This window comes from Sporolactobacillus caesalpiniae, from assembly GCF_040513385.1.
Taxonomy (GTDB): domain Bacteria; phylum Bacillota; class Bacilli; order Bacillales; family Sporolactobacillaceae; genus Sporolactobacillus.
This window is the reverse complement of sequence record NZ_JBEVCB010000003.1, coordinates 24,017-48,868: the sequence shown is the minus strand read 5'-3', so window position 1 is coordinate 48,868 and position 24,852 is coordinate 24,017. Positions and strand designations below refer to the sequence as shown.

Sequence of the window (24,852 nt, the reverse complement as noted above, 5' to 3'; positions counted from 1 at the left end):
TACTGTGGATACTTGGGAGGCGAATCTATGAATCTAAAACTCGATAAAACTCCAGAAAAGCGGCTTTCTACGCATGTCCACTATCAAGATCTGAACAATCATCACTCGCTTGTTCGAGCAATTCGTCACCTCTTGCCGGCAGTTGGAAGTTCCCCTATTGTCGTTGTCTGCATTGGAACGGACCGATCAACGGGCGATGCACTTGGTCCTCTTGTTGGTTCTTACCTTGAACGTCACCATCTCCCGGATAGCTATGTTTATGGAACCTTGGAAAAACCCGTGCATGCCGTCAATTTAAACGAAACGTTGGCACTGATTAACTGTTCTTATAAAAATCCGTTCATTATTGGTATTGATGCCTGCCTAGGAGCGCAGAAAAACATTGGTAATATTACCATTGCTGAAGGACCTGTTCTACCTGGAGCAGGCGTTAAAAAGGAACTTATTCCTGTAGGTGACATGAATATTACCGGAGTCGTTAATATCAGTGGATTCATGGAATACTCTGTGCTGCAAAATACTCGGCTTAATGTAGTAATGAGTCTCTCTCAAGTAATTGGACAAAGTCTCAGTATTGCCCTTCTTTCACGACGAAAAGGAAAGTTCCTGTCTAAACTGCTATTAATGGATTAATAGCGCGAGCAACTATACTTTACTAACAAAAGCAGGTTAAACGCAGACCGAATTTTCACCTTTGCAACAATTAAAGCACGTTGACCTAATCGGATGAATAGGCTAGATGTTTCGCACCCTCCCTGTTCAATTCAGAATCGGTTTTGCTCTAAGTCTCAACGCTTCGTACACGAGAAATTTTTACCTTCATATCCGCAAAATAGAAATGGCGGCTTATTAGAGCCGCCCTTCCATAATTTCAATTAGTCGATATAAATCTTCAGCCGAATAATAATCGAGCTCAATTTTGCCTTTTCCTTTTTTCATACCCGGTTTTACTTTCACTGCGGTACCGTACTTTTCTCTCAGTCCAAAAACACGATCCTTTAATTCTGCGGGCATTACCCATTGCTTCTTTTTTGATGTTTCACGTGGAACATGGTGGTTGAGCTGCTGAATAAACGCCTCAAGCTGACGTACATTCATCTGTTCTTTTAAAACCTTGTCAACAACCGGTGTCATCTGTTTCTTATCCTTTAAACCAGCAAGCGCGCGCCCATGCCCCATTGAAAGCTTTTCTTGCTCAATCAGTGCAGTAACTGCTGGATCTAATTGAAGCAGCCGCAAGTGATTGGCAATATGGGGTCTGCTTTTCCCCAATTTTTTAGCCAGTTCATCTTGCGTCAATTTCAAGCCGCTCATAAGTTTCTTATATGCGATCGCTTCTTCAATCGGGTTCAAATTCTCGCGTTGCAGATTTTCTATCAACGCGATCTGCATCATCGCTTCATCGGACAATTCCTTAACGACAACAGGTACTGTCGCTAATTTAACTTGTTTTGCCGCGCGGAATCGGCGTTCACCAACAACGATATCGTACCCTTTTATACTTTTACGAACGACAAGTGGTTGTATGATGCCATGTTCCTTTATTGAACTTGCAAGTTCGTCCAATGCTTGTTGATCAAATTTCTTTCGTGGTTGATATGGATTCGGTCGTAATTCGCTTAATTTAATATGTTCGACAGCGTTGTCCAGTTCTTCTTTAAACGCCGCCGGAAAAAAAGCATCCAAGCCTTTTCCCAATGCTTTAGGCATTCGTGATCACTTCCTTTGCGAAATCAAGATAAGCCTCTGCGCCTTTAGATCTAGAATCATACATAATAATTGGTTCCCCGTGGCTTGGAGCCTCACTTAATCGCACATTACGTGAAATGATTGTCTTAAAGACCCGATCCTGAAAGTACTTTTTGACTTCTTGAATGACCTGTAACCCAAGATTCGTCCTAGCGTCGAGCATCGTTAGCAAAACACCCTCTATAGCTAGATGATGATTCAAATGTTTCTGAACAAGCCGTACCGTATTCAGCAATTGGCTGAGCCCTTCCAGGGCGTAGTACTCACACTGTACCGGAATAATTACGGCATCAGCTGCCGTCAGTGCATTAATTGTGAGAAGCCCGAGTGACGGAGGGCAATCAATGATTATATAATCATATGTATCTTTAACCTTTTCTAGAGCGCGCTTAAGACGAACTTCTCGGGAGATCGTCGATACGAGCTCTATTTCGGCACCGGCTAATTGAATAGCTGAAGGGACAACATCAAGATTTTCAATTGCCGAACTGTGGATTACTTTTTCGATCTCAACTTCATCTACCAAGACATCATAGACACACTCATCAACATCACCTTTGTCCACACCCGAACCGCTTGTCGCGTTTCCTTGCGGATCAATATCAACCAGCAATATCTTGCATCCTAATGTAGCCATACATGCGCTGAGATTAACCGCAGTCGTAGTTTTGCCAACACCGCCTTTTTGGTTGGCAATGGCCAATATCTTACTCACACTTCCACCTACTCTCAATCTTCAATCGCTACATTTCATTTTATCATGAATTAATTCAATCAGGACATGTTACACAAATTTAACTTCAAAAAAAAGAACCATCAACGATGGCTCCGGATGAAATTGTTATTTATTTTTAGGAATCCGTATGGTGAATTGATAAAAATCCCCCATATCCTCTTCATGAGTATCAATATCCAGTCCGGAATCGGTAACCATGTGCACTGACTGTCTGATTGTATTTACAGCGATTCTTGAATCTCTGCTTAATGAAAAACGTTTGCTTTTTTTTGCGTCATCAGCCTTTTCCTCGGCTTCATTTTCCAAATAGTGCTTTACACGATTTTCGGTTTGTTTAACATTTAACTGCTTTGAAATAATCTCATTCAGCATTTTCTCTTGTAGTTCTGAATTTCTAAGAATAATTAAAGCTCTCGCATGCCGTTCAGTTATTTTCTTTTCTAGAATTGCGGTTTGAACAGATGATGGCAGTTTCAGTAATCTTAACTTATTTGCGATCGTTGACTGACCCCTGCCTAATTTTACGGCAAGGCTTTCTTGTGTCAAACCATGAATATCAATAAGACGTGCATAGGCCATTGCTTCTTCAATAGCAGTTAGTTCTTCACGCTGCAAATTTTCAATCAACGCGATAGACGCCGATTGATCATCGTCTAACGGTTTGATAATTGCAGGAATCGTTTCCCACCCAAGATAAGATACTGCCCGCCATCGCCGCTCACCAGCTATAATTTCATACTTATCGCCGATTGGCCGAAGCACAATCGGTTGAATGATTCCATGTTCATCGATTGTTGCAGCTAATTCATGCAGCTTTTCTTCATCAAAAACAGAACGCGGCTGATACTGGTTCGGCGTAATCAATGAAACCTCAATTTCCTGAACCCTGCCTTGTTCAAGATCCTGTTCCGCCTCCTGGGTGGCAGCAACTTCCTCTTGCTCGTTGTGACTAAATATTTTTGAAAAATGATTTTTCATACTCGCACCACCACCTTTTGCTCTCTAACTTTTACTATTCTCCTAATGGACAGCAATTCCTGCTAAGATGTTCCACGTGGAACTATTTAAAGTGGATTTTTCATCGGAACGCCTGGTTTTCTTGGATATTTCCTTGGAGTTGGCGCTGTTTTATCAATACGCACTAATGATCTTTTCCCACTATTCTCGGGAAGATCAAGGGAAATAGTACGAATCAATTTGCCGCCGAGTTGCGCTATCGCGTCTCTTGCCTGCTCTACTTCAGTATCGGCATTACTGCCCTTTAGTGCAATAAATGAACCACCAAGGTGAACGAGCGGCAGGCAGTACTCGGAAAGCACCGATAATTTCGCAACAGCTCGTGCCGTTACAAGATCAAAGCTCTCACGTATATCCGCTCTCCGTGCAAAATCTTCGGCACGATCGTGGCATAACGTCACATCATCCAACCCAAGCTGATCCACAACTGCTTGAAGAAACGTCAATCGTTTCTTTAGCGAATCGACAATCGTTAACTTTAGTTTAGGAAAAAGAATCTTCATGGGGATCCCGGGAAATCCAGCACCGGAGCCGACATCACACAATGTCTGTGTCCCCTGAAGTGAGAAGTAAAAACATGGCGTCAATGAGTCGAAAAAGTGTTTAATTATGACTTCTTTCTGATCGGTAATTGCCGTTAAATTCATTTTGTTATTCCATTCAATTAGCATCTCATAATAGAGTTGAAATTGACGGCTTTGCGTTTCGCTTAGATGAATGTTCTTCATGCTCAGCAGTTTTTCCAAAACTTCCATAGCATCCTCCTGCATAACAATCAGCCTGTTCGTCTTGCCAATTTTCCCTCTTCCAAATAGACGAGCAAAATCGCAATGTCACTCGGATTAACACCGGAAACACGTGACGCTTGTCCCACGGAAATCGGCCGTACTTTGGCTAATTTCTGCCGAGCTTCTGTAGCTATTCCGTCGATCTTGCTATAATCTAAATCTTGAGGGATTTTTTTCTTTTCCATGCGTTTCATTTTCTCAACTTGCTGTAATTGTTTGCTGATATAGCCTTCATATTTGACTTGAATTTCAACCTGCTCACCAACCTCTGCCGGCACTTCGCCATGTTCCGGAAGCAGAGCAGCTACATCTTGATAAGATAATTCAGGTCTCTTTAATAAGCGATCTGCCTTCATGGGTTCTCTAAGCTGCGTGGCACCTTTTGATTCCAATATTTTTTCCGCTTGTTCAGAAGGCTTTATTGTTGTAGCGGCAAAATAACGTCGTTCCTGTTCAATCAATTCCTTTTTCAATACGAATCGTTCATAACGCTCTTCCGGAATAAGCCCGATCTTATGTCCAATTTCCGTCAAGCGCAGATCGGCGTTATCATGACGCAGCAATAATCGGTACTCGGCACGAGAGGTCAGCAGTCGATACGGTTCCTTAGTGCCCTTTGTTACAAGATCATCAATGAGAACACCAATATAGGCTTCGGACCGGTCCAAAATCACAGGATCCTTGCCCATTGCTTTCCTTGCCGCGTTAATTCCGCCCATCAAACCTTGTCCGGCTGCTTCTTCATAGCCGGAAGTACCGTTGATTTGCCCGGCGGTGTACAAACCGCTGATTTTCTTTGTTTCAAGAGACGGCCAGAGCTGCGTCGGCACAATTGCATCGTATTCAATAGCATAACCAGGACGCATCATTTCAGCATGTTCAAGCCCTGGTATGGTCGCCAGCATTTTCCGTTGAATTTCTTCCGGCATACTTGTCGAGAACCCATCTACATAGACTTCTTTTGTTGCCTTTCCTTCGGGTTCAAGAAACAATTGATGACGATTTTTATCGTTAAACCGAACAATCTTTGTCTCTATTGACGGGCAATACCTCGGACCTGTTCCAACAATTGCTCCGGAAAAGATCGGTGAACGATTAAGATTTTCCTGAATAATTTTATGTGTTTCAAGATTCGTATACGTCAACCAGCAAGGAATTTGTTCTTTAATAAAATTCCTTGTATCATACGAAAAAGCAAGAGGCACATCATCGCCGGGCTGAATTTCTGTTTTAGAGTAATCAACCGTCCGTCCATTAACACGTGGTGGTGTCCCTGTTTTAAACCGCACTAAATCAAAACCGAGTTCTTTAAGATTATCGGACAATTTGACTGATGCCTGCATGTTGTTAGGACCACTCTCATACTGCAATTCTCCAATGATGATCTTTCCTTTTAGATAAACCCCCGTAGTCAGGACTACGGCCTTTGCACGATACGCCGCTCCAGTAGCCACAACTACTCCTTTACAAACACAATTGTCAACAATAAGATGATCAACCATTCCTTGTCTTAAGGTTAGGTTTTCAGTTTCTTCAATGGTCTCTTTCATTGCCCGCTGATAAAGTTGTTTATCTGCTTGCGCTCTCAATGCTCGAACAGCCGGCCCCTTTCTCGTGTTCAGCATCCTCATTTGAATGTAAGTCTTATCGATATTGTGACCCATTTCGCCTCCAAGCGCATCAATTTCTCGAACAACAACGCCCTTGGCGGGACCACCAACTGAAGGATTGCACGGCATAAAAGCCACACCTTCCAGACTGATCGTCAGCATTAGTGTCTTTGCGCCGGATCGCGCCGATGCAAGTCCTGCCTCTACCCCGGCATGCCCGGCGCCGACAACAATCACATCATAGGTACCGGCCTCATATGTCTTCATTTTTAAACCTCCATCTTTATCAATTTTCACGCTCTATTTAAACTGATTGGCAGTTTATTTCCCTAAACAAAATTTAGAAAACAGCTCATTAATAAGACTGTCAGAGACTGTGTCCCCTACAATCTCACCGAGCAAATCCCAAGTACGCTTAATATCGATTTGCGTCATATCTACAGGTATGCCCTGTTCCGCACCTTCGATAGCATCGGTAATCGCTGATCGCGCCTGTTTCAGCAAGGCAATATGCCGTGTATTAGAAACATAGGCTTCTCCATGTGACGACACATTGTTGCTGAAGAACAAAGATGCGATCGCTTGCTCCAATTCATCCAGACCTTTCTCATTAATCATTGAGGTCCGCAGTACCGGATTGCCACCAGCAAGATGTTCCACTTCGATGACTGAGACTTCAAGAGGCAAGTCCGCCTTATTAATCAGAATAATAGCCGGTGTATCGCCAATCAGCGCAAAAAGTTTTCGATCTTCATCTGTCAGCTTTTCATTACCATTGATCAGCAATACGACAAGTTCAGCAGATTTCAATAATTCTTTGGAACGAGAAACCCCAATCTTTTCAACGACATCCTCGGTATCTCTGATTCCAGCCGTATCCACAAGTTTCAACGGAACACCGCGTACATTGACATATTCCTCAATCACATCACGTGTTGTTCCGGGAACGTTCGTAACAATCGCTTTAGACTCATGGACGAGCTGATTAAGCAGCGACGATTTGCCGACATTGGGTCTCCCGACAATCACCGTTGACAATCCTTCACGCAAGATTTTACCCTGCCTCGCCGTTGAAAGAACCTGATCCAATCGTTCACGGACTTCAGTAGCCTTCTCAAAAAGAATCTTAGTGGTCATTATTTCCGCATCATCATACTCCGGATAGTCAATGTTCACTTCAACAGCAGCCAAGATATCGAGCAGCTGCTGCCTGAGCTTCCGGATCAATAGTGAAAGTTTTCCCTCCATCTGGCTCATAGCAACATTCATCGCTTGATCGGTTTTCGCACGAATCAGATCCATGACTGCTTCCGCCTGAGATAGGTCAATTCGCCCATTCAGAAACGCCCGTTTCGTAAATTCACCCGGTTCAGCCAAACGAACATCCTGATCCAGGATGAGCTCAAGGACGCGATTAACACTTGTCAATCCGCCATGACAATTTATCTCAACAACATCTTCTCGGGTAAAAGTTTTCGGTTTTCTCATCACTGAAACCATAACTTCTTCAACGGTCTGTTCTGTCGCCGGATCCACTATCTTTCCATAGTGAATCGTGTGGCTGCGCACGTCACTGAGTGCTTTTCCACCACGGAAGAGTCGATCAGCCGCACTTACCGCTTCAGATCCGCTTAGCCTGACAATGCTAATCGCGCCTTCCCCGATCGGTGTTGAAATAGCAGCGATTGTATCATAATCCAATTTTATCACTCCTTCCTATTTTCGTCCTATAGTTGATGATACCTACTCAGTAAGTACACTGATTATATGAATAGAAATCTTTCTTCTAAAATGGTTCACTCTAATGAAGTAATCGAGGCGTCACAAACAGCAGCAAACTTTTTCAAAGACTATCATACATTATTTTCCCGTCAAATGAAAAATCTTAGAATATGACTTTCCGTATTTCCAAACCTACAATGAATCTTCTTTCACCATTCCAGATTTACTTTCGCCAACGATTAGGATGATCATCCATGTCTGTTGTACGAAAAAAAGCGCGCAAATTGCGTGCTTTTTCTCCACTTGATTTATTGTTTAAGTACGCGGAGCAACGATTAAATAACGTCTTGGTTCTGCGCCATTTGAAAAGGTCCTTATTTTGCTGTTACCGGATAAAGCCGTATGGACAATCTTTCGTTCAAACGCCGGCATGGGTTCAAAACGATGCGGACGTCCAGAACGCACTGTTTTTTCCGCAATTCGCTTAGCGAGTGCAATCAATGATTTCTTTCGAATCGCCCGATAATTCTCAGCGTCCAAAATCAGTTTCATTCGATGTTCGGAGCCTTTGTTCACAACCCGATTGGCCAAATACTGAAAAGCATCTAATGTCTTCCCGTGCTTTCCAATGAGTTGAAACGCGTCTTTCCCAACAAGTGAACACCGACAAACACGCGTATTGCGTTCGTCCACCCGGACACGAACCGTCAATCCGCTCTTGTTGATTAACTCTTTTAAATAGTCAATGCCATAATCAATCGGCGTCTTCATTAAGATTACTTTCACCAGCGCTTTTCGCGCGCCAATTCCAAGAAACCCTGATCTCGGTTCTGTCAAAATTTGAACGTCCACCTGATCTGAAGTCGCATTTAATTCCTTGAGGGCGATGGACACCGCTTCTGCAACCGTCTTCCCGTACTTGGTTACTTCCCTCACTTCTTATTGGCGCCTCCTGCAGGCTTTTGATCCTTTTGGCCATCGTCTTTCTTTTCATAAATAATGTACGTCTGGAAAATCATAAAAATATTACCAACAACCCAGTAAAGTGCCAAAGCTGATGGAAAATAAAAAGCCGGAACGGCAATCATGATTGGAAATACATAAAGCATCATAGCCATCTGAGGATTGTCATTTCCCATTCTGCCCATCATAATCTTCTGCTGCAAGAACGTAGTTGCCGCAGCAACGACCGGCAAAATATAGAACGGATCGGCAGAACCGAGCTGGAACCACAAAAAGGATTGTGTCTTGATTGCCGATGTTCTCATAATCGCCTGGTAAAAGGCGAACAAAATCGGCATTTGAATCAAGATCGGCAAGCATCCGGCTAGTGGATTCACATGATTTTGTTGGAAAAGCTTCATCTGTTCTTCCTGAAGCTTCTTCTGCGTATTCTGATCTTTAGAACTGTATTTTTTCTGCAATTCTTTAATCTTAGGCTGCAGTTCCTGCATTGCACGCGAGCTCTTAACCTGTTTGGCCATCAGCGGCAGAAGGACAAGGCGGACAATGATGGTTGTGATAATAATTGCTAGCCCATAGCTGTTCCAGAAAAGATGGGCAACAGAGATAATGAACTTGGAAAGCGGCAGAACAAACCATTGACTCCAAAAACCGGTACTTTGATCATTTATTGGTTTGTTAAGATCAGTGCATCCTGCGAGCAGCACAGTCATAAGCACCAAAGAACTAATAGCAAAAAACTTTTTTCTCAAAACACTACCTCCTCGGTCGATCCGAACGATGTCTCAACATGCCCGTCTTTTTATGGGTGCACTTTTCAGGGACGGGATCAATCCCTCCCGGATGAAAAGGCTGACATTTTAATAGACGCTTGATCGTCAGCCATCCCCCCTTCACCAAACCGAACCGTGACAGGGCTTCAACCGCGTATTGGGAACACGTCGGATAAAATCGACAAGTCGGTGGAGTGTAAGGTGAAATGAACTTTTGGTACAAACGAATAATAAAAATGAATACATGTTTCATACTTGCGAAACATTACGGGTTGCTGCTAGGACATGTGCTTTCTTTAGCACATGTTCCAAGCTTTTCCGCATCTCCTGATGAGTCATAGTACTTACAGGTTTGCGAGATATAATGATATAATCATTTCCAACCTCAAGCCTGTCCGCAAATTCGCGGAAAATTTCTTTTATATTGCGCTTAATATGATTTCTCATAACAGCATTGCCCATCTTTTTGCTCACGGACAGACCCAACCTTGAATAAGGCTTACCGTTTTGCTTCATTACATAAACGACAAACTGCCGGTTAGCAAAGGATTTACCTTCTTTAAACACGACTTGGAAATCTTGGTTTTTCTTTAATCGATTCAATGTTTTCATGTTGTCCCTCCATATGGGACGTCTCAACTTATGAGTAACTAGTGATTGACATAGGATGATCATGCGTCTAAACCCGCATCACATCTTCTGCCTTTCGAAACCGTTCCTACCCTTTATATCTTTCAGTATAAAGAAAAAGATTGGAATGACAAGGCTGTCCGAAGGAAAAGTGCTTATTATAAGCATCGGAAAGCATCGCAGCTTGAGTAGCAGTTTCATTAATCCCCCACCCGACCCATGATACGCAACTATGCTAACGTTTAATCATCTAGTCGCACTGTCATAGATCTTCGTGTTCGGCATTCTATGAAACGTTCTACCACAAGGCGACAAAAGTTGCTATGAATTATTGGAAGCCACTTTTTTGCCGAACCCCTACACTAAATCACTCACGCAGAGCATCCGTTGTCTTTCCCTTCTTTCAGTATAAAAAAACCACTGTTGGTCACACAGTGGCTTTATGCTGACAGAACTTTTCTTCCCTTGCGGCGACGAGCTGCCAAAATCTTACGGCCATTAGCTGTTGCCATCCGCGAACGGAAGCCATGAACTTTTTTTCTCTTACGATTATTCGGTTGAAAAGTACGTTTCAATTGATACACCTCCCGCAAATTTAGTTAAATTGCCGACAAATCAAATGTTTTATTGCGAATTTCACATTCGCTCATTCTATCCATTCAGCCGGTCTGTCAAAATCGCCACGACGAAAATGAGCTCCATGAAGTTGTCGTTTCTTTATCCTCCATCGATCATCGACTGGGTTCGCCATGTCTCTTTATTCCAATTCTTTAGCCTCAAACACTCATCAGCCTATCTCTAAAACCAGTCTGACTAATTATAATTAGTTTGCAACTAAAAGTCAATTAAGGTGCTACTTCGTTCATTCATTCCCCCTGTGGATTATTTTTTCACAAATTTCATTTTTCCACACCATTTATCGACAACTTTCTCACATATTCGCCTCCTGTGTATAACGTTGCTGTGTAAAAAGATATCCACTGTGGATAACATTTGTCGATCATTGCTTTAAAAGCGAATTTTTGATATGATCATAGTGAATTTGTTTAGGAAAACCAAGGAATACCCATAAAGTTTTCCACTAGCTGTGGATAATTTTGTGGACAGCCGTTAACACCTGTGAATCGTAGTTATCCACAATGTATGCACCTTGTTGATATCTTTCTCATTATCTGATGTTTCCGTTCTTCTTCAGCTGATTCACTTGTGGATAAAATTATATTAACTAAAATTTAGTTTAAGAAATTACTGATCAGATTGCCTTGCATGAATTGGCCTTATTTTTTCCTTGCCAAAATACCGAGAAAAGCCGTACGTATGCCCGCTGCACTACCCGGCATATTTTTTGTTTCATTTTTTATTGGTTTATTAAGATCAACTTGCTCGTGGAATCCCACCAGGATAATTGATCTCGGGCAGTGTGGAATTATACTGTAACAATGCAACTTTTTAAGGAGGGCCGCTTTACTTTGAACAACCTTCAAGAACTATGGATCCAAACACTAGAAATCATTAAAAAGAAACTGAGCAAGCCTAGTTTTGAAACTTGGTTGAAAGAAACACGAGCTCAGTCTATTAATGGTCAAATGATGATTGTTAGCGTGCCCAATGAATTTTCACGTGATTGGCTGGAAGAACATTATGCAAAGCTCATTTCCGATATTCTCTATGAGCTCACCGGTTCTCGCTATCGTGTTCAATTTGTCATTCCCAGAAAAGAAAATGACAACAACGCCTCACCTGTTACAACGAATAAAGGAAAGAGTGATGGAATGAATTTCAACCCAAATGACCACGGTAACCCTTATGGGGGCATGAGTCAGAGGAATCAGCACCGCATGGAAGACTTAGGGAACAGCATGCTCAATTCAAAGAACACGTTTGAGACATTTGTCATTGGATCGGGTAACCGTTTTGCCCATGCTGCTTCACTTGCTGTGGCGGAAGCACCGGCAAAAGCCTACAATCCCCTTTTTATTTATGGCGGGGTTGGGCTTGGGAAGACCCATCTGATGCATGCAATCGGTCATTATGTAATCGATCATAATCCTTCTGCGCGTGTTGTTTATCTCTCTTCAGAGAAATTCACAAACGAATTCATCAATTCAATCCGCGATAACAAAACCGTTGAATTTCGCAATAAATACCGAGGCGTTGATGTTCTGCTCATTGACGATATTCAATTTCTTGCCGGAAAAGAACAAACTCAAGAGGAATTTTTCCATACCTTTAACGCACTGCACGAGGAATACAAACAAATTGTCATTTCGAGTGACCGACCGCCCAAAGAAATCCCAACATTGGAAGATCGGCTGCGTTCGCGATTTGAATGGGGACTTATCACAGATATAACCCCGCCGGATCTGGAGACACGAATCGCAATCCTTCGCAAAAAAGCAAAAGCCGAGGGTCTTGACATCCCAAATGAAGTCATGATCTACATTGCGAACCAGATTGATACAAACATTCGTGAGCTGGAGGGTGCACTAATACGCGTTATTGCATTTTCTTCCTTGAACAATCAGGACATTAACGTTGATCTGGCAGCCGAGGCTTTGCGGGATATTATCCCATCGGCTCGTCCAAAGACGATCACCATCCAAGATATCCAAGTCGCTGTCGGGGAAGAATACCATATGAAACTTGAAGACTTCTCAGCGAAAAAACGAACGAAATCGATTGCTTTCCCGAGACAGATCGCGATGTATCTCTCAAGAGAACTCACTGACTACTCTTTACCGAAAATTGGTGAAGAATTTGGCGGCAGAGATCACACAACTGTGATTCATGCGCATGAAAAAATAACCAAACAGCTTTCGGTTGATCGAGATCTCCAGAAAACAGTAAACGCACTCATCGACCAGTTAAAAGCGCCGATCAAAACGCAATGAAAAAAACGTGCCGATGAAAGCCTTGGGACTCAGAAATCATAATCCTTATAGTTATATAATTTCTTATAATATAAAATTGAATGAACTTTTTTATTGACAGGGGTGTGTATAATTATCCGGCACACCCCCAGTTTTATCCACAACTTATCAACATGTGGATAAAACTATATATCAAGGCTTATCCTACTTACTAACATATTCACAGTCCCTACTATTATGATTACTATTTTTTTATTCTTTAATATAAGATTTGGAGGCAACAAACATGCAAGAAACGCAAGACATAAATCCAAATGCAGCACTTACGCTAAAACTTACCGTACTTAAAGAAAAACTTGTCGATGCAGTCAATCAAGTTATGAAAGCAATATCGTCTAAGACTACGATCCCAATTCTTACCGGTGTGAAAATAACAGCGGGACTGGATGGAATTACATTAACCGGAAGTAACTCGGATATCTCAATTCGATCATTTATTCCTCTTGAAGAAGATGGTAATGAAAATGCTGTTGTCCATACTCCGGGTCAAATTGTTTTACCCTCTCGTCTTTTTTCAGAACTTGTGCGAAAACTGCCGGATGAGGAAGTTCATATTGAAGTGGACAGCAGATTAATTACGAAAATAATTTCAGGAACAACTGAATTCAGCCTAAATGGTCTTGATCCTGAAGAATATCCAAACTTACCAATTATTAACGAGAGCGATGTATTTAGAATACGTAAAGACCTGCTTAAAGATTTAATCAAACAAACCGTTTATGCCGTCTCAGTAACAGAAACTCGTCCTGTTCTGACCGGAGTGAAATGGATTATACAAGATAATCAGTTGAATTGTGTTGCGACCGACAGTCACCGGCTTGCTCAGCGTTCAGTCACTGTGGATAAAACAGAAGACTCCGGCACGCAGACACTTGTTATTCCGGGATCAAGCCTAAACGAACTCTCGAAGATCCTGGATGATGATGATGAACAGATGGTTGATATTGTTATGACAGCCAATCAGATTCTTTTTAAAAGCCATAACGTTCAATTCTACTCACGATTACTTGACGGGAATTATCCGGATACGAGCCGTCTGATTCCGACGGAAAGCAAAACGACAATTGATTTAGGTACAAAGGCTCTGTATCATGCCATCGAACGCGCAGCATTGCTTGCAAAAGAAGAACGGAACAACGTCGTTAAGTTACGTGCAGAAGGCAACCAAGTTGAAGTTTCCTCACAATCTCTTGAATTAGGACGTGCTTATGAGACTTTGGCAACTGAAAAGTTTGAAGGAGATCCGCTGCGCATCTCCTTCAGCGCTAAATTCATGATGGACGCACTTAGCAAGGTCGATGCCCAAAACGTCCGGATCCATTTTGTAGGTCCAATGAGACCGATCATTATCCGGCCTATTGGTGACGAGAATATTTTAATGCTGATCCTGCCGATCCGTACGTTCTAAGACACGCCGGCAAAATGAATTCGATCACTCCACGTTTTCAGTCTATGCGCGATAAATAGAACCATGCATCGGTTGTTATCAAGAAAAGAGGAAAAGAAGTTGAAACAAGTAAAATTAAAAGCCGGAGAATCGTTCATTACATTAGGCCAATTATTGAAATATGAGGGACTAATCCAGACTGGCGGAGAAGCGAAGCACTTCCTAGCGGAAACGGAAATCTTTGTCAATGATGAACATGAAAATAGGCGGGGAAAAAAATTAGTTGAAGGCGACCGGATAAAAATTAGCAATTCGGAAGAATTCATTATCAACCGTGATTAGAGGGGAGCTGCCCCACCATGAAACTTGAGTCGATTGAGCTTACAGCTTACAGAAATTATGACAGCTTAACGCTGTCTTTTTCTGACTCTGTGAATGTTTTCCTAGGTGAGAACGCTCAAGGGAAGACAAATTTACTTGAGGCGATCTATGTCCTGGCGATCGCAAAATCGCCCAGAACGTCTCATGATAAAGATTTAATCCAATGGGATCGGGATTATGGTAAAATAAAAGGTAGAATATCCAGACGTGGTCAATCGATCCCTCTTGAACTGATCATATCAGGCAAAGGAAAGAAAGCGAAAGCCAATCATCTTGAAAAACGAAGATTGAGCGACTATGTAGGTCTTTGCAATGCGGTTATGTTCGCGCCGGAAGATCTGAATTTGGTCAAAGGAAGTCCTGCGGTACGCAGACGTTTTATCGATATGGAAATTGGACAAATTGCGCCGGTCTATATGCATCATCTTGGCGAGTATCAGAAGGTGCTTCAGCAGAGGAATGCGCTGCTCAGAACATCCAGGCATTCAAGCAGTGATAGCAGTTTACTTGATATTTTGACCGAACGGCTGATTGAGCTCGCGTCGGAAATTATTAACCGCAGGCTGACTTTTGTCGCACAGCTTAATGAATGGGCGGCACCGATCCAGAAAGAGATCAGCCATGGAAGAGAACATTTATCGATTGACTATCAATCTTCAGTTCCAGAGGTATTAGAAAATGCCGATTCGTCAAAAATAGTAACAGCCTATCAGACAAGTTATGAGCGGTTGAAGCAGAGGGAACTGGACAGGGGGACAACCTTATTTGGACCTCATCGTGATGATTTGCGTTTTTTTGTCAATGACAAGGATGTGCAAGCGTTCGGTTCTCAGGGACAGCAAAGGACAGCTGCATTGTCTGTCAAACTTGCTGAGATCGAATTGATTAAACATGAAGTTGGTGAATACCCCATCCTTCTTCTTGACGATGTATTAAGTGAATTGGACGATATTAGAAAAACACATTTACTAGGTGCTTTTCAGCAAAAAGTACAGACTTTTGTCACCACTACGTCTATCGACGGATTGGATCAGAGTTTGCTTGATCGAGCCACACTTTATCACATACACCAGGGCGTCGTAGACTGTGCGAAAAGTTAATTAGGTATGGTTAACGGTATCGCAAACGGCTGACAAATGACCTTTTTAGAAGCTATTGATTGAAGCGGAGCGCTTGCTGTAGTTGCTATTACGGACGATATCTGCAAAGTTTAGATTCAATAGTTTACACATGAGAATGCGAGTTTCTCAGATAACACCAAGTTAGGTGGGTTAAGATGAGCGAAAATCAAGAAGAAAAGCAATCGTATAATGCCAGTCAGATTCAAGTACTTGAAGGACTGGAGGCGGTTCGAAAACGGCCGGGGATGTACATAGGTACAACCGGTGAAAAAGGTCTTCATCATTTGGTTTGGGAAATTGTTGACAATTCAATTGATGAAGCACTTGCGGGTTTTTGTAGTCATATCCAAGTGATCATTGAAAAAGAAGGCGGCATTACCGTTATGGATAACGGACGCGGTATTCCGGTCGACATACAAAAGAAAGTTGGCCGGCCGGCCGTTGAAGTCATTATGACCGTGCTTCACGCAGGTGGAAAATTCGGTGGTGGCGGATATAAAGTGTCCGGCGGACTTCACGGTGTGGGCGCATCGGTTGTTAATGCCCTTTCGACCACAATGTGGGTCAAAGTTTATCGAAACGGTCATGTCTATTACCAAGAGTATCATCGCGGGAAACCGGCAGCCGATCTGAAAATTATTGGCGATTCTGATCAGACAGGAACAACGACTCACTTTGATCCGGATCCGGAAATTTTTACCGACACGACCACTTTTGATTATGATACACTTCGTGTTCGTGTGCGCGAACTTGCTTTTCTGAATAAAAATATTCGAATCTCAATTGAAGACAGACGCGAAGACGATAAAAAAGAAACGTTCCACTATGAAGGCGGTATCCGTTCCTATGTGGAATATTTGAATCGCTCTAAAGAAGTCATCCACCAGCCGATTGACCTTGAAGGTGAAAAGGACGGAATTAAAGTCGAAATCGCGATGCAATACAACAGCGGTTTTGCAAGCCAGCTCTATTCTTTCGCTAATAACATCCATACACATGAGGGCGGAACTCATGAATATGGATTTAAGGTTGCTCTGACTCGAGTGATTAATGATTATGCGCGTAAAAACCAATTTGTAAAGAGCAGCGATCCAAACTTAACTGGAGATGACGTACGTGAAGGACTGACGGCGATCGTGTCGATCAAACATCCGGATCCCCAGTTTGAAGGTCAGACAAAAACCAAATTGGGAAACTCTGAAGTTCGGGCTATTACGGATACGTTATTTTCGGAAGCATTCTCACGATTTTTACTCGAAAATCCGGATGTCGCACGGCTCATCATCGAAAAAGGCATTGTCGCATCGAGAGCGCGTACTGCGGCTAAAAAGGCACGTGAATTAACACGCCGCAAAAGCAGTTTGGAAGTATCGTCACTTCCAGGAAAATTGGCGGATTGCTCGTCAAAGGATGCGAGTATTTCAGAATTGTATATTGTCGAGGGTGATTCAGCCGGAGGTTCAGCGAAGCAAGGTCGGGATCGTTTATTTCAGGCGATTCTTCCGCTACGCGGTAAAATCCTTAATGTTGAGAAAGCCCGGCTGGACCGAATACTTTCTAACGCAGAAATTCGCGCGATGATTACGGCGCTTGGTACCGGTATTGGTGATGAATTCAATTTGGATAAAGCGAGATACCATAAGATCATTATTATGACTGATGCAGATGTCGACGGCGCGCATATCCGTACACTCCTGTTGACATTTTTCTATCGATTTATGCGGCCACTGCTTGAGAATGGTTATGTATATATAGCTCAGCCACCTCTCTACCGTGTTCAGTATGGAAAAACACTTCTGTATGCATACGATGATCTGGAATTAAAACGAATTCAAGGGGAGCTTCCTGCAAATGTGAGACCGGCGCTCCAGCGTTATAAAGGTCTTGGCGAAATGAATCCTGAACAGCTTTGGGAAACAACGATGGATCCGGAAAATCGTCTTGTCTTGCAGGTCCACCTTGAAGACGCGATCGAGGCAGATCAAACATTTGAAATGCTGATGGGTGACCGTGTTGAACCGCGTCGTGATTTTATTCAGCAAAATGCCAGCTATGCTGAGAACCTGGATGTGTGATCAGGGCCATCTTCAGAAGATACAGTGTGATTGAAGCAAGGAGGAAGAAAAATGGCAGAGCAAGATGAGCGGCGGGTCAAGCCGGTCAATATAGGCAAACAGATGCGTGAATCGTTCTTGAGTTACGCGATGAGTGTTATCGTCAGCCGCGCATTGCCCGATGTGCGCGACGGCTTGAAGCCGGTGCACAGGCGAATTCTTTTCGCGATGAACGAACTCGGTATTACGTCGGACAAAGGATACAAAAAATCGGCGAGAATTGTCGGCGAAGTCATCGGTAAATACCATCCACATGGTGATTCAGCCGTTTATGATACGATGGTGCGCATGGCTCAGGACTTCAGCTATCGCTATGAATTAGTTGACGGTCATGGGAACTTCGGTTCAGTCGATGGTGATCCGGCAGCCGCGATGCGTTATACAGAAGCGCGCATGTCGAAAATATCGATGGAAATGGTGCGCGATATTCGGAAAGATACGATTGATTTTGTTCCGAATTATGATGAGAATGAAGAAGAACCGGTTGTGCTCCCTTCACGTTTTCCTAACTTGCTGGTGAATGGCGCTTCAGGGATTGCCGTTGGTATGGCGACGAACATTCCTCCTCATCAATTGGGCGAGGTCATCGATGCCGTACTCGCGCTTAGCAAAAATCCGGACGTTGCTGTTGAAGAATTAATGCAATTTATACCAGGGCCTGATTTCCCGACGGGTGGGCTGATTCTCGGACGTGAAGGTATCCGTCGTGCTTATCGAACGGGCCGCGGCTCGATCATTGTCCGCGCAAAAGTTGAGATTGAGGAAGCTTCGAATGGAAAACAAAGCATCATTGTAACAGAGCTCCCCTACCAAGTGAATAAGGCGAAGCTAGTCGAGCGAATCGCCGAATTGGTCCGCGATAAGAAAATCGAAGGCGTTACTGACTTGCGCGATGAATCGGATCGCCAAGGAATGCGCATGGTGATTGAAGTTCGACGCGACACGAATGCCAATGTTTTGCTTAATAATTTGTACAAGCATACTGGTCTGCAGACAAGCTTCGGAATTAACATGCTGGCGCTTGTTGATGGCAGACCGCGTATTCTGACCTTAAAGGAATGTTTGCATTACTATTTGCAACATCAGGAAACGGTCATTCGCAGGCGTACGGCGTTTGAATTGAAAAAAGCAGAAGCACGGGCGCATATCCTCGAAGGATTGCGGATCGCTTTGGACCATTTGGATGAAGTGATTGCTTTAATTCGCCACTCCAAGACGGCAGACATTGCTCGACAAGGATTAATGGAAAAGTTTTCGCTTACTGAAATACAGTCTCAGGCGATTCTGGACATGCGTCTGCAACGCCTGACCGGTTTGGAACGTGAGAAAATTGAACAAGAATATGCAGAACTGGTCAAGAAAATTGCGGAACTTAAAGCAATTCTTGCTGATGAACAGAAAGTACTGCATATCATCCGTAAAGAATTACGTGAAATTAAAGAGAAGTACAATGATGCGCGTCGAACAGAGATCACCGTCGGAGATGATCTGATTGAGGATGAAGATTTGATCGAACGTGAAGATATCGTCATCACCGTTTCTCATAACGGTTATGTAAAACGGATGCCAGTTAATACGTATAAAAGTCAGAATCGTGGCGGACGCGGCATTCAAGGAATGGGTACCAATGAAAATGATTTTGTTGAACATCTGTTCCAAACCAATACGCATCACCACATCCTCTTTTTCACAAATAAAGGACGCGTGTATCAGCTTAAAGGCTATCAGATTCCTGAACTCGGAAGAACAGCCAAGGGCATTCCAATTATCAACCTGATTCAAATTGAAAAGGGTGAAAAAATAACTGCCTTCTTCCCAGTTGAAGGATTTGATGACGACCATTACCTCGTATTCCTGACGAAGAATGGAATCACCAAAAGGTCGCCGCTCTCTGATTTTTCAAACATTCGAAAGAACGGATTGTTTGCGATCACAGTGCGTGATGAAGATGAATTGATGGCTGTTCGCCTAACCGATGGAACTCGCGATTTAATTGTTGGAACAAAGAAAGGCATGGCCATCCGTTATCACGAAACGGATGTGCGCGCGATGGGCCGAACCGCGGCAGGCGTCAAGGCGATTACCTTGGATCAAGGTGATGAAGTGGTCGGCATGGGCATTGCCGAGGAAGGCTTGGATGTCTTGATTGTTACGGAGAACGGGTTCGGCAAGCGTACGAACTGCGAGGAATATCGCCCTCAGACACGTGGCGGCAAGGGTCTGAAGACGTGTAACATTACGGAAAAAAATGGTGAATTGGTCGCCCTTCGTACTGTTGAAGAAACAGAAGATCTAATGATCATTACAGCGAATGGAGTTATTATCCGTATGCCTGTGTCCGGAATTTCCAGACTTGGCCGAAATACAATGGGTGTAACCTTGATTCGTGTTGATGATGGAGACAATGTGTCGACAATCGCTCGCATACAGAACAATGATGATGAAGAGCAAGAAGACGGAGAAAATGAAGAGTAACGACACACATACCTGGAATGGTGGGGTGGGCTGGCGTGATTGTGACTATCGATGAACTTAAGACAGGCTTTGTTCTGCGCAAGGATGTCTATTCAAAGTCGGTGAAACCACTGATGAAGGCAGGAACTGTACTAAACGAAACGCATATTGCGTTCTTAAAGGCCTTTTTAATAGCAAAGCTAGATATTGATCCAGTGACACAATCATCTGCTCGACAATCATCTGAGAAAAAAGCAGTCAGAGAGTCTGAACCAGTACCCTCCTTCACGGAGCCGGAACCAAATCCGCAACTGAGCCCGTTAGATAGGAAATTCCAACAATCAGTGAGGGATTATCAGTTTTTCTTTCAACAATGGCAATCGGGCACCGGTATCTCCATAGGGGATTTTAGAGAGACAATGATGCCTTTAATCACAGGCTTTCTTGCTGATCCCATGTGGTTGACGACTTTTCTTATCAAGCAGAGACGAACCCAAAATGCCGCAGAACGAAGTGTACTTTTTGGACTCGTGGCCGCCTTTTTTGCAAAGAGGTTTAATTTTGCTTTAGGGGACACGATTCAGCTCGGACTCGCTGGAATGCTGGCAGATTGTGGATTAGCCAAATTGCCGCCATCACTCCTCGATAAAAAAGAGTTGGTTGGTAGTGAAAAAAAGATTTTTGAGCGTCATGTTATTGATAGCTACAAAATGCTTAAAGGAATTTCAACACTGAAAAATGAGACCTTGGTTGCTGTGATTCAACACCATGAGCGTGAAGACGGGAGCGGCTATCCGCTTAATATCGATGGAACACAGCTCAGCTTGAATGGAAAATTACTGGCGATATGTGACAGCTTTTTAACTCAGCTTTCGATTGAGCATTCAAAAAATATATTCTTAAGCTTAGATCATTTAAGCATCACCTCCTATGGTAAATTTTCGCGATATCTCGTGGATAAATTTTGCTATGAGCTGATGACTCTTTTTATCGGGCTGAATGTTCAACTATCCGACGGTCAATCCGGCGAAATAACCTTTATACCTGTTAAAGAACCAACACGTCCGATGATTCATCTCACCGATAACCGTGTCCTTTCTTTGCTGCAAGATAGTACCGTCACCATTGAACGCTTTCTATAAAATGGTGGCGATTCTTTTTGAGTCCTGCACGTCATCTTTTTGGAACAATTGGGAAAAAAAACTACCTGCGGGACCTTGAAAATCGGTTTATAATAATAGGTATTCGATTCATCATTATGTTCAAAGAGCTTTTTGAATAGAAAATCAGTTGAATAAGAAACTGTTATTTGAAAACTTCAACTTCATCCGGTATTCTTGACAGCCGACAGTCCACTTGATAAGCTATCAATAAATTTTTCGGATAGTAAGACAACCACAACCATACCATGGGGGTAATCTAACATTGATGAGAGAAGATAAGTTTACAAAAGAGGCGTTGACCTTTGATGATGTATTGCTTATTCCAGCAGCTTCCGAGGTCTTACCAAGAGATGTTTCTGTACAGACAGCATTGACGCGGACACTGAATTTAAATATTCCGATTATCAGCGCGGGAATGGATACGGTCACTGAAGCAGCGATGGCCATTGCGATGGCCAGGCAAGGCGGTATGGGCGTTATTCATAAAAACATGTCGATTGAAGAGCAGGCAGAACAGGTTGACAAAGTGAAACGTTCTGAAAGTGGCGTCATCACGAACCCATTTTTTCTGACTCCTGATAATCAAATTTTCGATGCAGAACATCTGATGAATAAATACCGAATTTCAGGAGTTCCGATCGTTGATAATGAGACAGAGCAGCACTTGGTTGGTATTTTGACAAATCGTGACATGCGCTTTGTTAAGGACTATTCATTAAGAATCGGCGATATGATGACCAAGGACAACCTTGTTACAGCACCAGTAGGTACAAGTCTGAAAGAAGCCGAGGAAATTCTGAATAAGAACAGAATTGAAAAATTGCCGCTTGTTGATAAAAATGGCGTATTAAAAGGGCTTATAACAACAAAGGACATTGAAAAAGTCGTTGAATTCCCTAATTCTGCAAAAGATGAGCACGGTCGCTTACTGGTTGCCGCAGCTGTTGGTGTCACTTCTGACTCATTATTGCGTATGGAAAAATTAGTTGATGCCGGTGCGGATGCTGTTGTGATCGATACAGCACACGGACACTCAAAAGGTGTTCTTCAAAAAGTAGCTGAAATTCGCAAAGCATTTCCAAAAATCAGTATTATTGCCGGAAATGTAGCGACTGCTGAGGGAACAAAGGCGTTGATTGACGCCGGAGTTGATGTTGTCAAAGTTGGCATCGGACCTGGTTCCATATGTACGACGCGTGTTGTTGCAGGTGTTGGTGTGCCGCAAATTACAGCTGTCTATGACTGCGCAAATGAGGCGGACAAACATGGTGTTGCTATTATCGCTGATGGCGGTATTAAATATTCCGGTGACATCGTGAAAGCCTTGGCAGCCGGCAGCAGTGCGGTCATGCTTGGCGGACTTCTCGCCGGTGTAGATGAAACGCCTGGTGAAAAAGAAATTTATCAAGGCAGACAGTTCAAAGTCTATCGCGGTATGGGTTCGGTTAGCGCGATGGAACACGGAAGCAAGGACCGTTATTTCCAAGAGAATGCAAAGAAATTAGTTCCTGAAGGTATCGAAGGACGCGTGCCTTATAAGGGCAGATTGGCTGATACGATTTATCAATTGTTAGGTGGTCTGCGTTCAGGCATGGGCTACTGTGGCGCAGCGACTCTGCAAAATCTGCGAGAAAACGCGCGCTTTACAAAAATTACTAATGCAGGATTACTTGAAAGTCATCCGCATGACGTTCAGATAACTAAAGAAGCGCCGAATTATTCTATTAAATAAATAACGATTGTGCTCCATAGGTCGAGTTATTTGGTTGAGGTTAGTTGATCCAGAGTCAGATAATCTTTGGAATTTTTATCTGCAGAGTAGAGACTGACCACTTATCAAGAAAAAATCGAGACGGCTTGTATCGCCTCGGTTTTCTATGTATGCGCTGATTGATGGCGCATGAATTCTTTCGGGGGTGTAGGGGTTGAATTTTAGAAATAAGCTGGGTCGTTTTGCAGCGGCAAGTCTGGCATTTGTACTTGTTTTGACACTTGCTTTTCAAACGCCATTCGCTTCAAAGGCAGAGGCGGCATCAGACGCGTTAGGCGTAAAAGCCAAGTCGGCGATTCTTATTGATTTTAACAGTGGACAGATATTATATGAAAAAAACGCTGACAAAGTGTATCCTCCGGCCAGCATGACCAAGATGATGACCGAATACTTAGTTATGCAGGCGCTCCACTCGAAAAAGTTGACCTGGGACTCCAAAGTGTCGATCAGCGACTATGTCTACCAAATTTCTCAGAATCGCGAATTCTCCAATGTGCCATTGAAAAAAGACTATGAATACACAGTCAGAGAATTATATGAAGCAATGGCAATCTATTCAGCAAACGGAGCGACAATTGCACTCGCTGAAAAAGTTGGTGGAACGGAAAAGAATTTTGTTGATCTTATGAACAAAACAGCAAAGAAATTCGGAATGACCAGTGCTCATTACATCAACAGTTCAGGACTTGAAAATGTTGATTTAGGGAAGTTCGCTCCATATGGTGACAACAACGCAAGCAATAAGCTTTCTGCTCATGACCTTGCCAAACTTGCTTATCATGTGATTAAGGATTATCCTGAAGCGCTTGATATTTCCAAGATTCCATTAAAGAGTTTCACAGCCGGAGTGGACGCGCCCATTCAGATGGTGAACTGGAACTATATGCTCCCAGGATTTGGCGTGAACATGAATAAATTCAAATATGAAGGCGTAGATGGACTGAAGACAGGTCATACCGATCTTGCTGGGTATTGCTTCACAGGGACGGTTAATCGCAACGGGCATCGTCTAATCAGCGTTGTTATGGGAACCGGTTCCGATGCTCAGCGCTTTGAACAGACACGAGCCCTTTTTGACTACGGCTATCAGCAATTCACTGAAAAGACGATTGCTAAGAAAAATCAGCTGATTAAAGGTCAAAAGGCAGTGCCTGTGCATAACGGAAAAAAAGATGCAGTTAAGATAGCTTTTGGCGGCTCCTATAAAACAGCTGTTGCTAATGGTGAAAAAGTGGCGACCGACTACAAGGTTGTCTTGGATCGGTCTAAGTTAAAGAACGGCAAGCTAGAGGCTCCTGTTAAGAAAGGCGAAAAGATCGGCTATGTGACGCTTACTCAGAAAGGCAAATCACAGTATGGCTATCTTTACAACACGAACAATAAGATTCCAGTCATTGCTGCGGAACACGTAGACCGAAATAATTGGTTTGTACGGATGTTCAAGGGAATCGGCAATTTCTTTGCATCAATTTTTTCTTAAATCGGAAGAATTCTTTAACACCATTCATAAATGGGAAGTCGGGAGATAATCCCGGCTTCTTTT

General features: G+C 43.1%; 21 protein-coding genes. 10 read left to right on the top strand and 11 right to left on the bottom strand.

What is annotated here, in order from left to right:
• Nucleotides 1-27 precede the first annotated feature (27 nt).
• Complete coding sequence (gene yyaC, locus ABWW58_RS06365; RefSeq protein WP_353868341.1) at nucleotides 28-633, top strand: spore protease YyaC; 606 nt, start codon at nucleotides 28-30, stop codon at nucleotides 631-633.
• Nucleotides 634-849: 216 nt separating this feature from the next.
• Here yyaC and ABWW58_RS06360 read toward each other — a convergent pair whose 3' ends face one another.
• The 11 genes from ABWW58_RS06360 to rpmH all read right to left on the bottom strand — a co-directional run bounded on the left by ABWW58_RS06360 (nucleotide 850) and on the right by rpmH (nucleotide 10,563).
• Entirely contained in the window at nucleotides 850-1,710 is an 861-nt protein-coding gene (locus ABWW58_RS06360) for a ParB/RepB/Spo0J family partition protein (protein ID WP_353868340.1), read from the bottom strand.
• The gene (locus tag ABWW58_RS06355; protein WP_093671014.1) at nucleotides 1,703-2,464 is read right to left on the bottom strand and encodes a ParA family protein; all 762 of its coding nucleotides are present in this window, start codon (nucleotides 2,462-2,464) and stop codon (nucleotides 1,703-1,705) included. Before ABWW58_RS06355 ends, ABWW58_RS06360 begins: the two co-directional genes overlap by 8 nt.
• A gap of 126 nt (nucleotides 2,465-2,590) precedes the next feature.
• Nucleotides 2,591-3,463 (bottom strand): nucleoid occlusion protein, encoded by an 873-nt coding sequence (gene noc / locus ABWW58_RS06350; protein WP_353868339.1) that lies wholly within the window; start codon nucleotides 3,461-3,463, stop codon nucleotides 2,591-2,593.
• An 86-nt stretch (nucleotides 3,464-3,549) separates the two neighbouring features.
• Complete coding sequence (gene rsmG, locus ABWW58_RS06345; protein WP_093671010.1) at nucleotides 3,550-4,257, bottom strand: 16S rRNA (guanine(527)-N(7))-methyltransferase RsmG; 708 nt, start codon at nucleotides 4,255-4,257, stop codon at nucleotides 3,550-3,552.
• Nucleotides 4,258-4,277: 20 nt separating this feature from the next.
• Nucleotides 4,278-6,167: a tRNA uridine-5-carboxymethylaminomethyl(34) synthesis enzyme MnmG gene (mnmG, locus tag ABWW58_RS06340; protein WP_353868338.1), complete on the bottom strand. Its 1,890-nt coding sequence runs from the start codon at nucleotides 6,165-6,167 to the stop codon at nucleotides 4,278-4,280.
• Nucleotides 6,168-6,221: 54 nt separating this feature from the next.
• Nucleotides 6,222-7,601 (bottom strand): tRNA uridine-5-carboxymethylaminomethyl(34) synthesis GTPase MnmE, encoded by a 1,380-nt coding sequence (gene mnmE / locus ABWW58_RS06335; RefSeq protein WP_353868337.1) that lies wholly within the window; start codon nucleotides 7,599-7,601, stop codon nucleotides 6,222-6,224.
• A 336-nt stretch (nucleotides 7,602-7,937) separates the two neighbouring features.
• The gene (jag, locus tag ABWW58_RS06330) at nucleotides 7,938-8,558 is read right to left on the bottom strand and encodes an RNA-binding cell elongation regulator Jag/EloR (protein WP_353868336.1); all 621 of its coding nucleotides are present in this window, start codon (nucleotides 8,556-8,558) and stop codon (nucleotides 7,938-7,940) included.
• The gene (gene spoIIIJ / locus ABWW58_RS06325) at nucleotides 8,555-9,337 is read right to left on the bottom strand and encodes a YidC family membrane integrase SpoIIIJ (RefSeq protein WP_093671002.1); all 783 of its coding nucleotides are present in this window, start codon (nucleotides 9,335-9,337) and stop codon (nucleotides 8,555-8,557) included. Before spoIIIJ ends, jag begins: the two co-directional genes overlap by 4 nt.
• 4 nt (nucleotides 9,338-9,341) lie before the next feature.
• On the bottom strand, nucleotides 9,342-9,611 hold the full coding sequence (yidD, locus tag ABWW58_RS06320) for a membrane protein insertion efficiency factor YidD (protein ID WP_353868335.1): 270 nt from the start codon (nucleotides 9,609-9,611) through the stop codon (nucleotides 9,342-9,344).
• The gene (rnpA, locus tag ABWW58_RS06315) at nucleotides 9,608-9,970 is read right to left on the bottom strand and encodes a ribonuclease P protein component (RefSeq protein WP_353868334.1); all 363 of its coding nucleotides are present in this window, start codon (nucleotides 9,968-9,970) and stop codon (nucleotides 9,608-9,610) included. The genes yidD and rnpA overlap by 4 nt, the downstream gene beginning before the upstream one ends.
• A 458-nt stretch (nucleotides 9,971-10,428) precedes the next feature.
• Nucleotides 10,429-10,563, bottom strand: a complete 135-nt coding sequence (gene rpmH, locus ABWW58_RS06310; RefSeq protein WP_093670996.1) for a 50S ribosomal protein L34 — start codon at nucleotides 10,561-10,563, stop codon at nucleotides 10,429-10,431.
• Between the two features lie 894 nt (nucleotides 10,564-11,457).
• Between rpmH and dnaA the strand changes: the two genes are divergently transcribed.
• The 9 genes from dnaA (at nucleotide 11,458) to ABWW58_RS06265 (ending at nucleotide 24,789) form a co-directional block, all read left to right on the top strand.
• A complete protein-coding gene (dnaA, locus tag ABWW58_RS06305) occupies nucleotides 11,458-12,879 on the top strand; it encodes a chromosomal replication initiator protein DnaA (RefSeq protein WP_353868333.1) in 1,422 nt (473 codons plus the stop codon).
• A 265-nt stretch (nucleotides 12,880-13,144) separates the two neighbouring features.
• Nucleotides 13,145-14,326: a DNA polymerase III subunit beta gene (dnaN, locus tag ABWW58_RS06300; protein WP_093670990.1), complete on the top strand. Its 1,182-nt coding sequence runs from the start codon at nucleotides 13,145-13,147 to the stop codon at nucleotides 14,324-14,326.
• Nucleotides 14,327-14,425: 99 nt separating this feature from the next.
• Nucleotides 14,426-14,647: a S4 domain-containing protein YaaA gene (gene yaaA / locus ABWW58_RS06295; RefSeq protein WP_353868332.1), complete on the top strand. Its 222-nt coding sequence runs from the start codon at nucleotides 14,426-14,428 to the stop codon at nucleotides 14,645-14,647.
• 17 nt (nucleotides 14,648-14,664) lie between these two features.
• Nucleotides 14,665-15,786 (top strand): DNA replication/repair protein RecF, encoded by a 1,122-nt coding sequence (gene recF / locus ABWW58_RS06290; protein WP_353868331.1) that lies wholly within the window; start codon nucleotides 14,665-14,667, stop codon nucleotides 15,784-15,786.
• Nucleotides 15,787-15,962: 176 nt separating this feature from the next.
• A complete protein-coding gene (gyrB, locus tag ABWW58_RS06285; protein WP_353868330.1) occupies nucleotides 15,963-17,882 on the top strand; it encodes a DNA topoisomerase (ATP-hydrolyzing) subunit B in 1,920 nt (639 codons plus the stop codon).
• Between the two features lie 51 nt (nucleotides 17,883-17,933).
• Nucleotides 17,934-20,396 carry a DNA gyrase subunit A gene (gene gyrA / locus ABWW58_RS06280; protein WP_353868329.1) on the top strand — a complete coding sequence of 821 codons (2,463 nt, stop codon included), beginning with the start codon at nucleotides 17,934-17,936 and terminating at the stop codon, nucleotides 20,394-20,396.
• A 35-nt stretch (nucleotides 20,397-20,431) separates the two neighbouring features.
• Nucleotides 20,432-21,517, top strand: a complete 1,086-nt coding sequence (locus tag ABWW58_RS06275) for an HD-GYP domain-containing protein (RefSeq protein WP_353868328.1) — start codon at nucleotides 20,432-20,434, stop codon at nucleotides 21,515-21,517.
• Between the two features lie 286 nt (nucleotides 21,518-21,803).
• Nucleotides 21,804-23,270 carry an IMP dehydrogenase gene (guaB, locus tag ABWW58_RS06270; RefSeq protein WP_093670978.1) on the top strand — a complete coding sequence of 489 codons (1,467 nt, stop codon included), beginning with the start codon at nucleotides 21,804-21,806 and terminating at the stop codon, nucleotides 23,268-23,270.
• Nucleotides 23,271-23,463: 193 nt separating this feature from the next.
• Nucleotides 23,464-24,789, top strand: a complete 1,326-nt coding sequence (locus ABWW58_RS06265; protein WP_093670976.1) for a D-alanyl-D-alanine carboxypeptidase family protein — start codon at nucleotides 23,464-23,466, stop codon at nucleotides 24,787-24,789.
• Nucleotides 24,790-24,852: the final 63 nt, after the last annotated feature.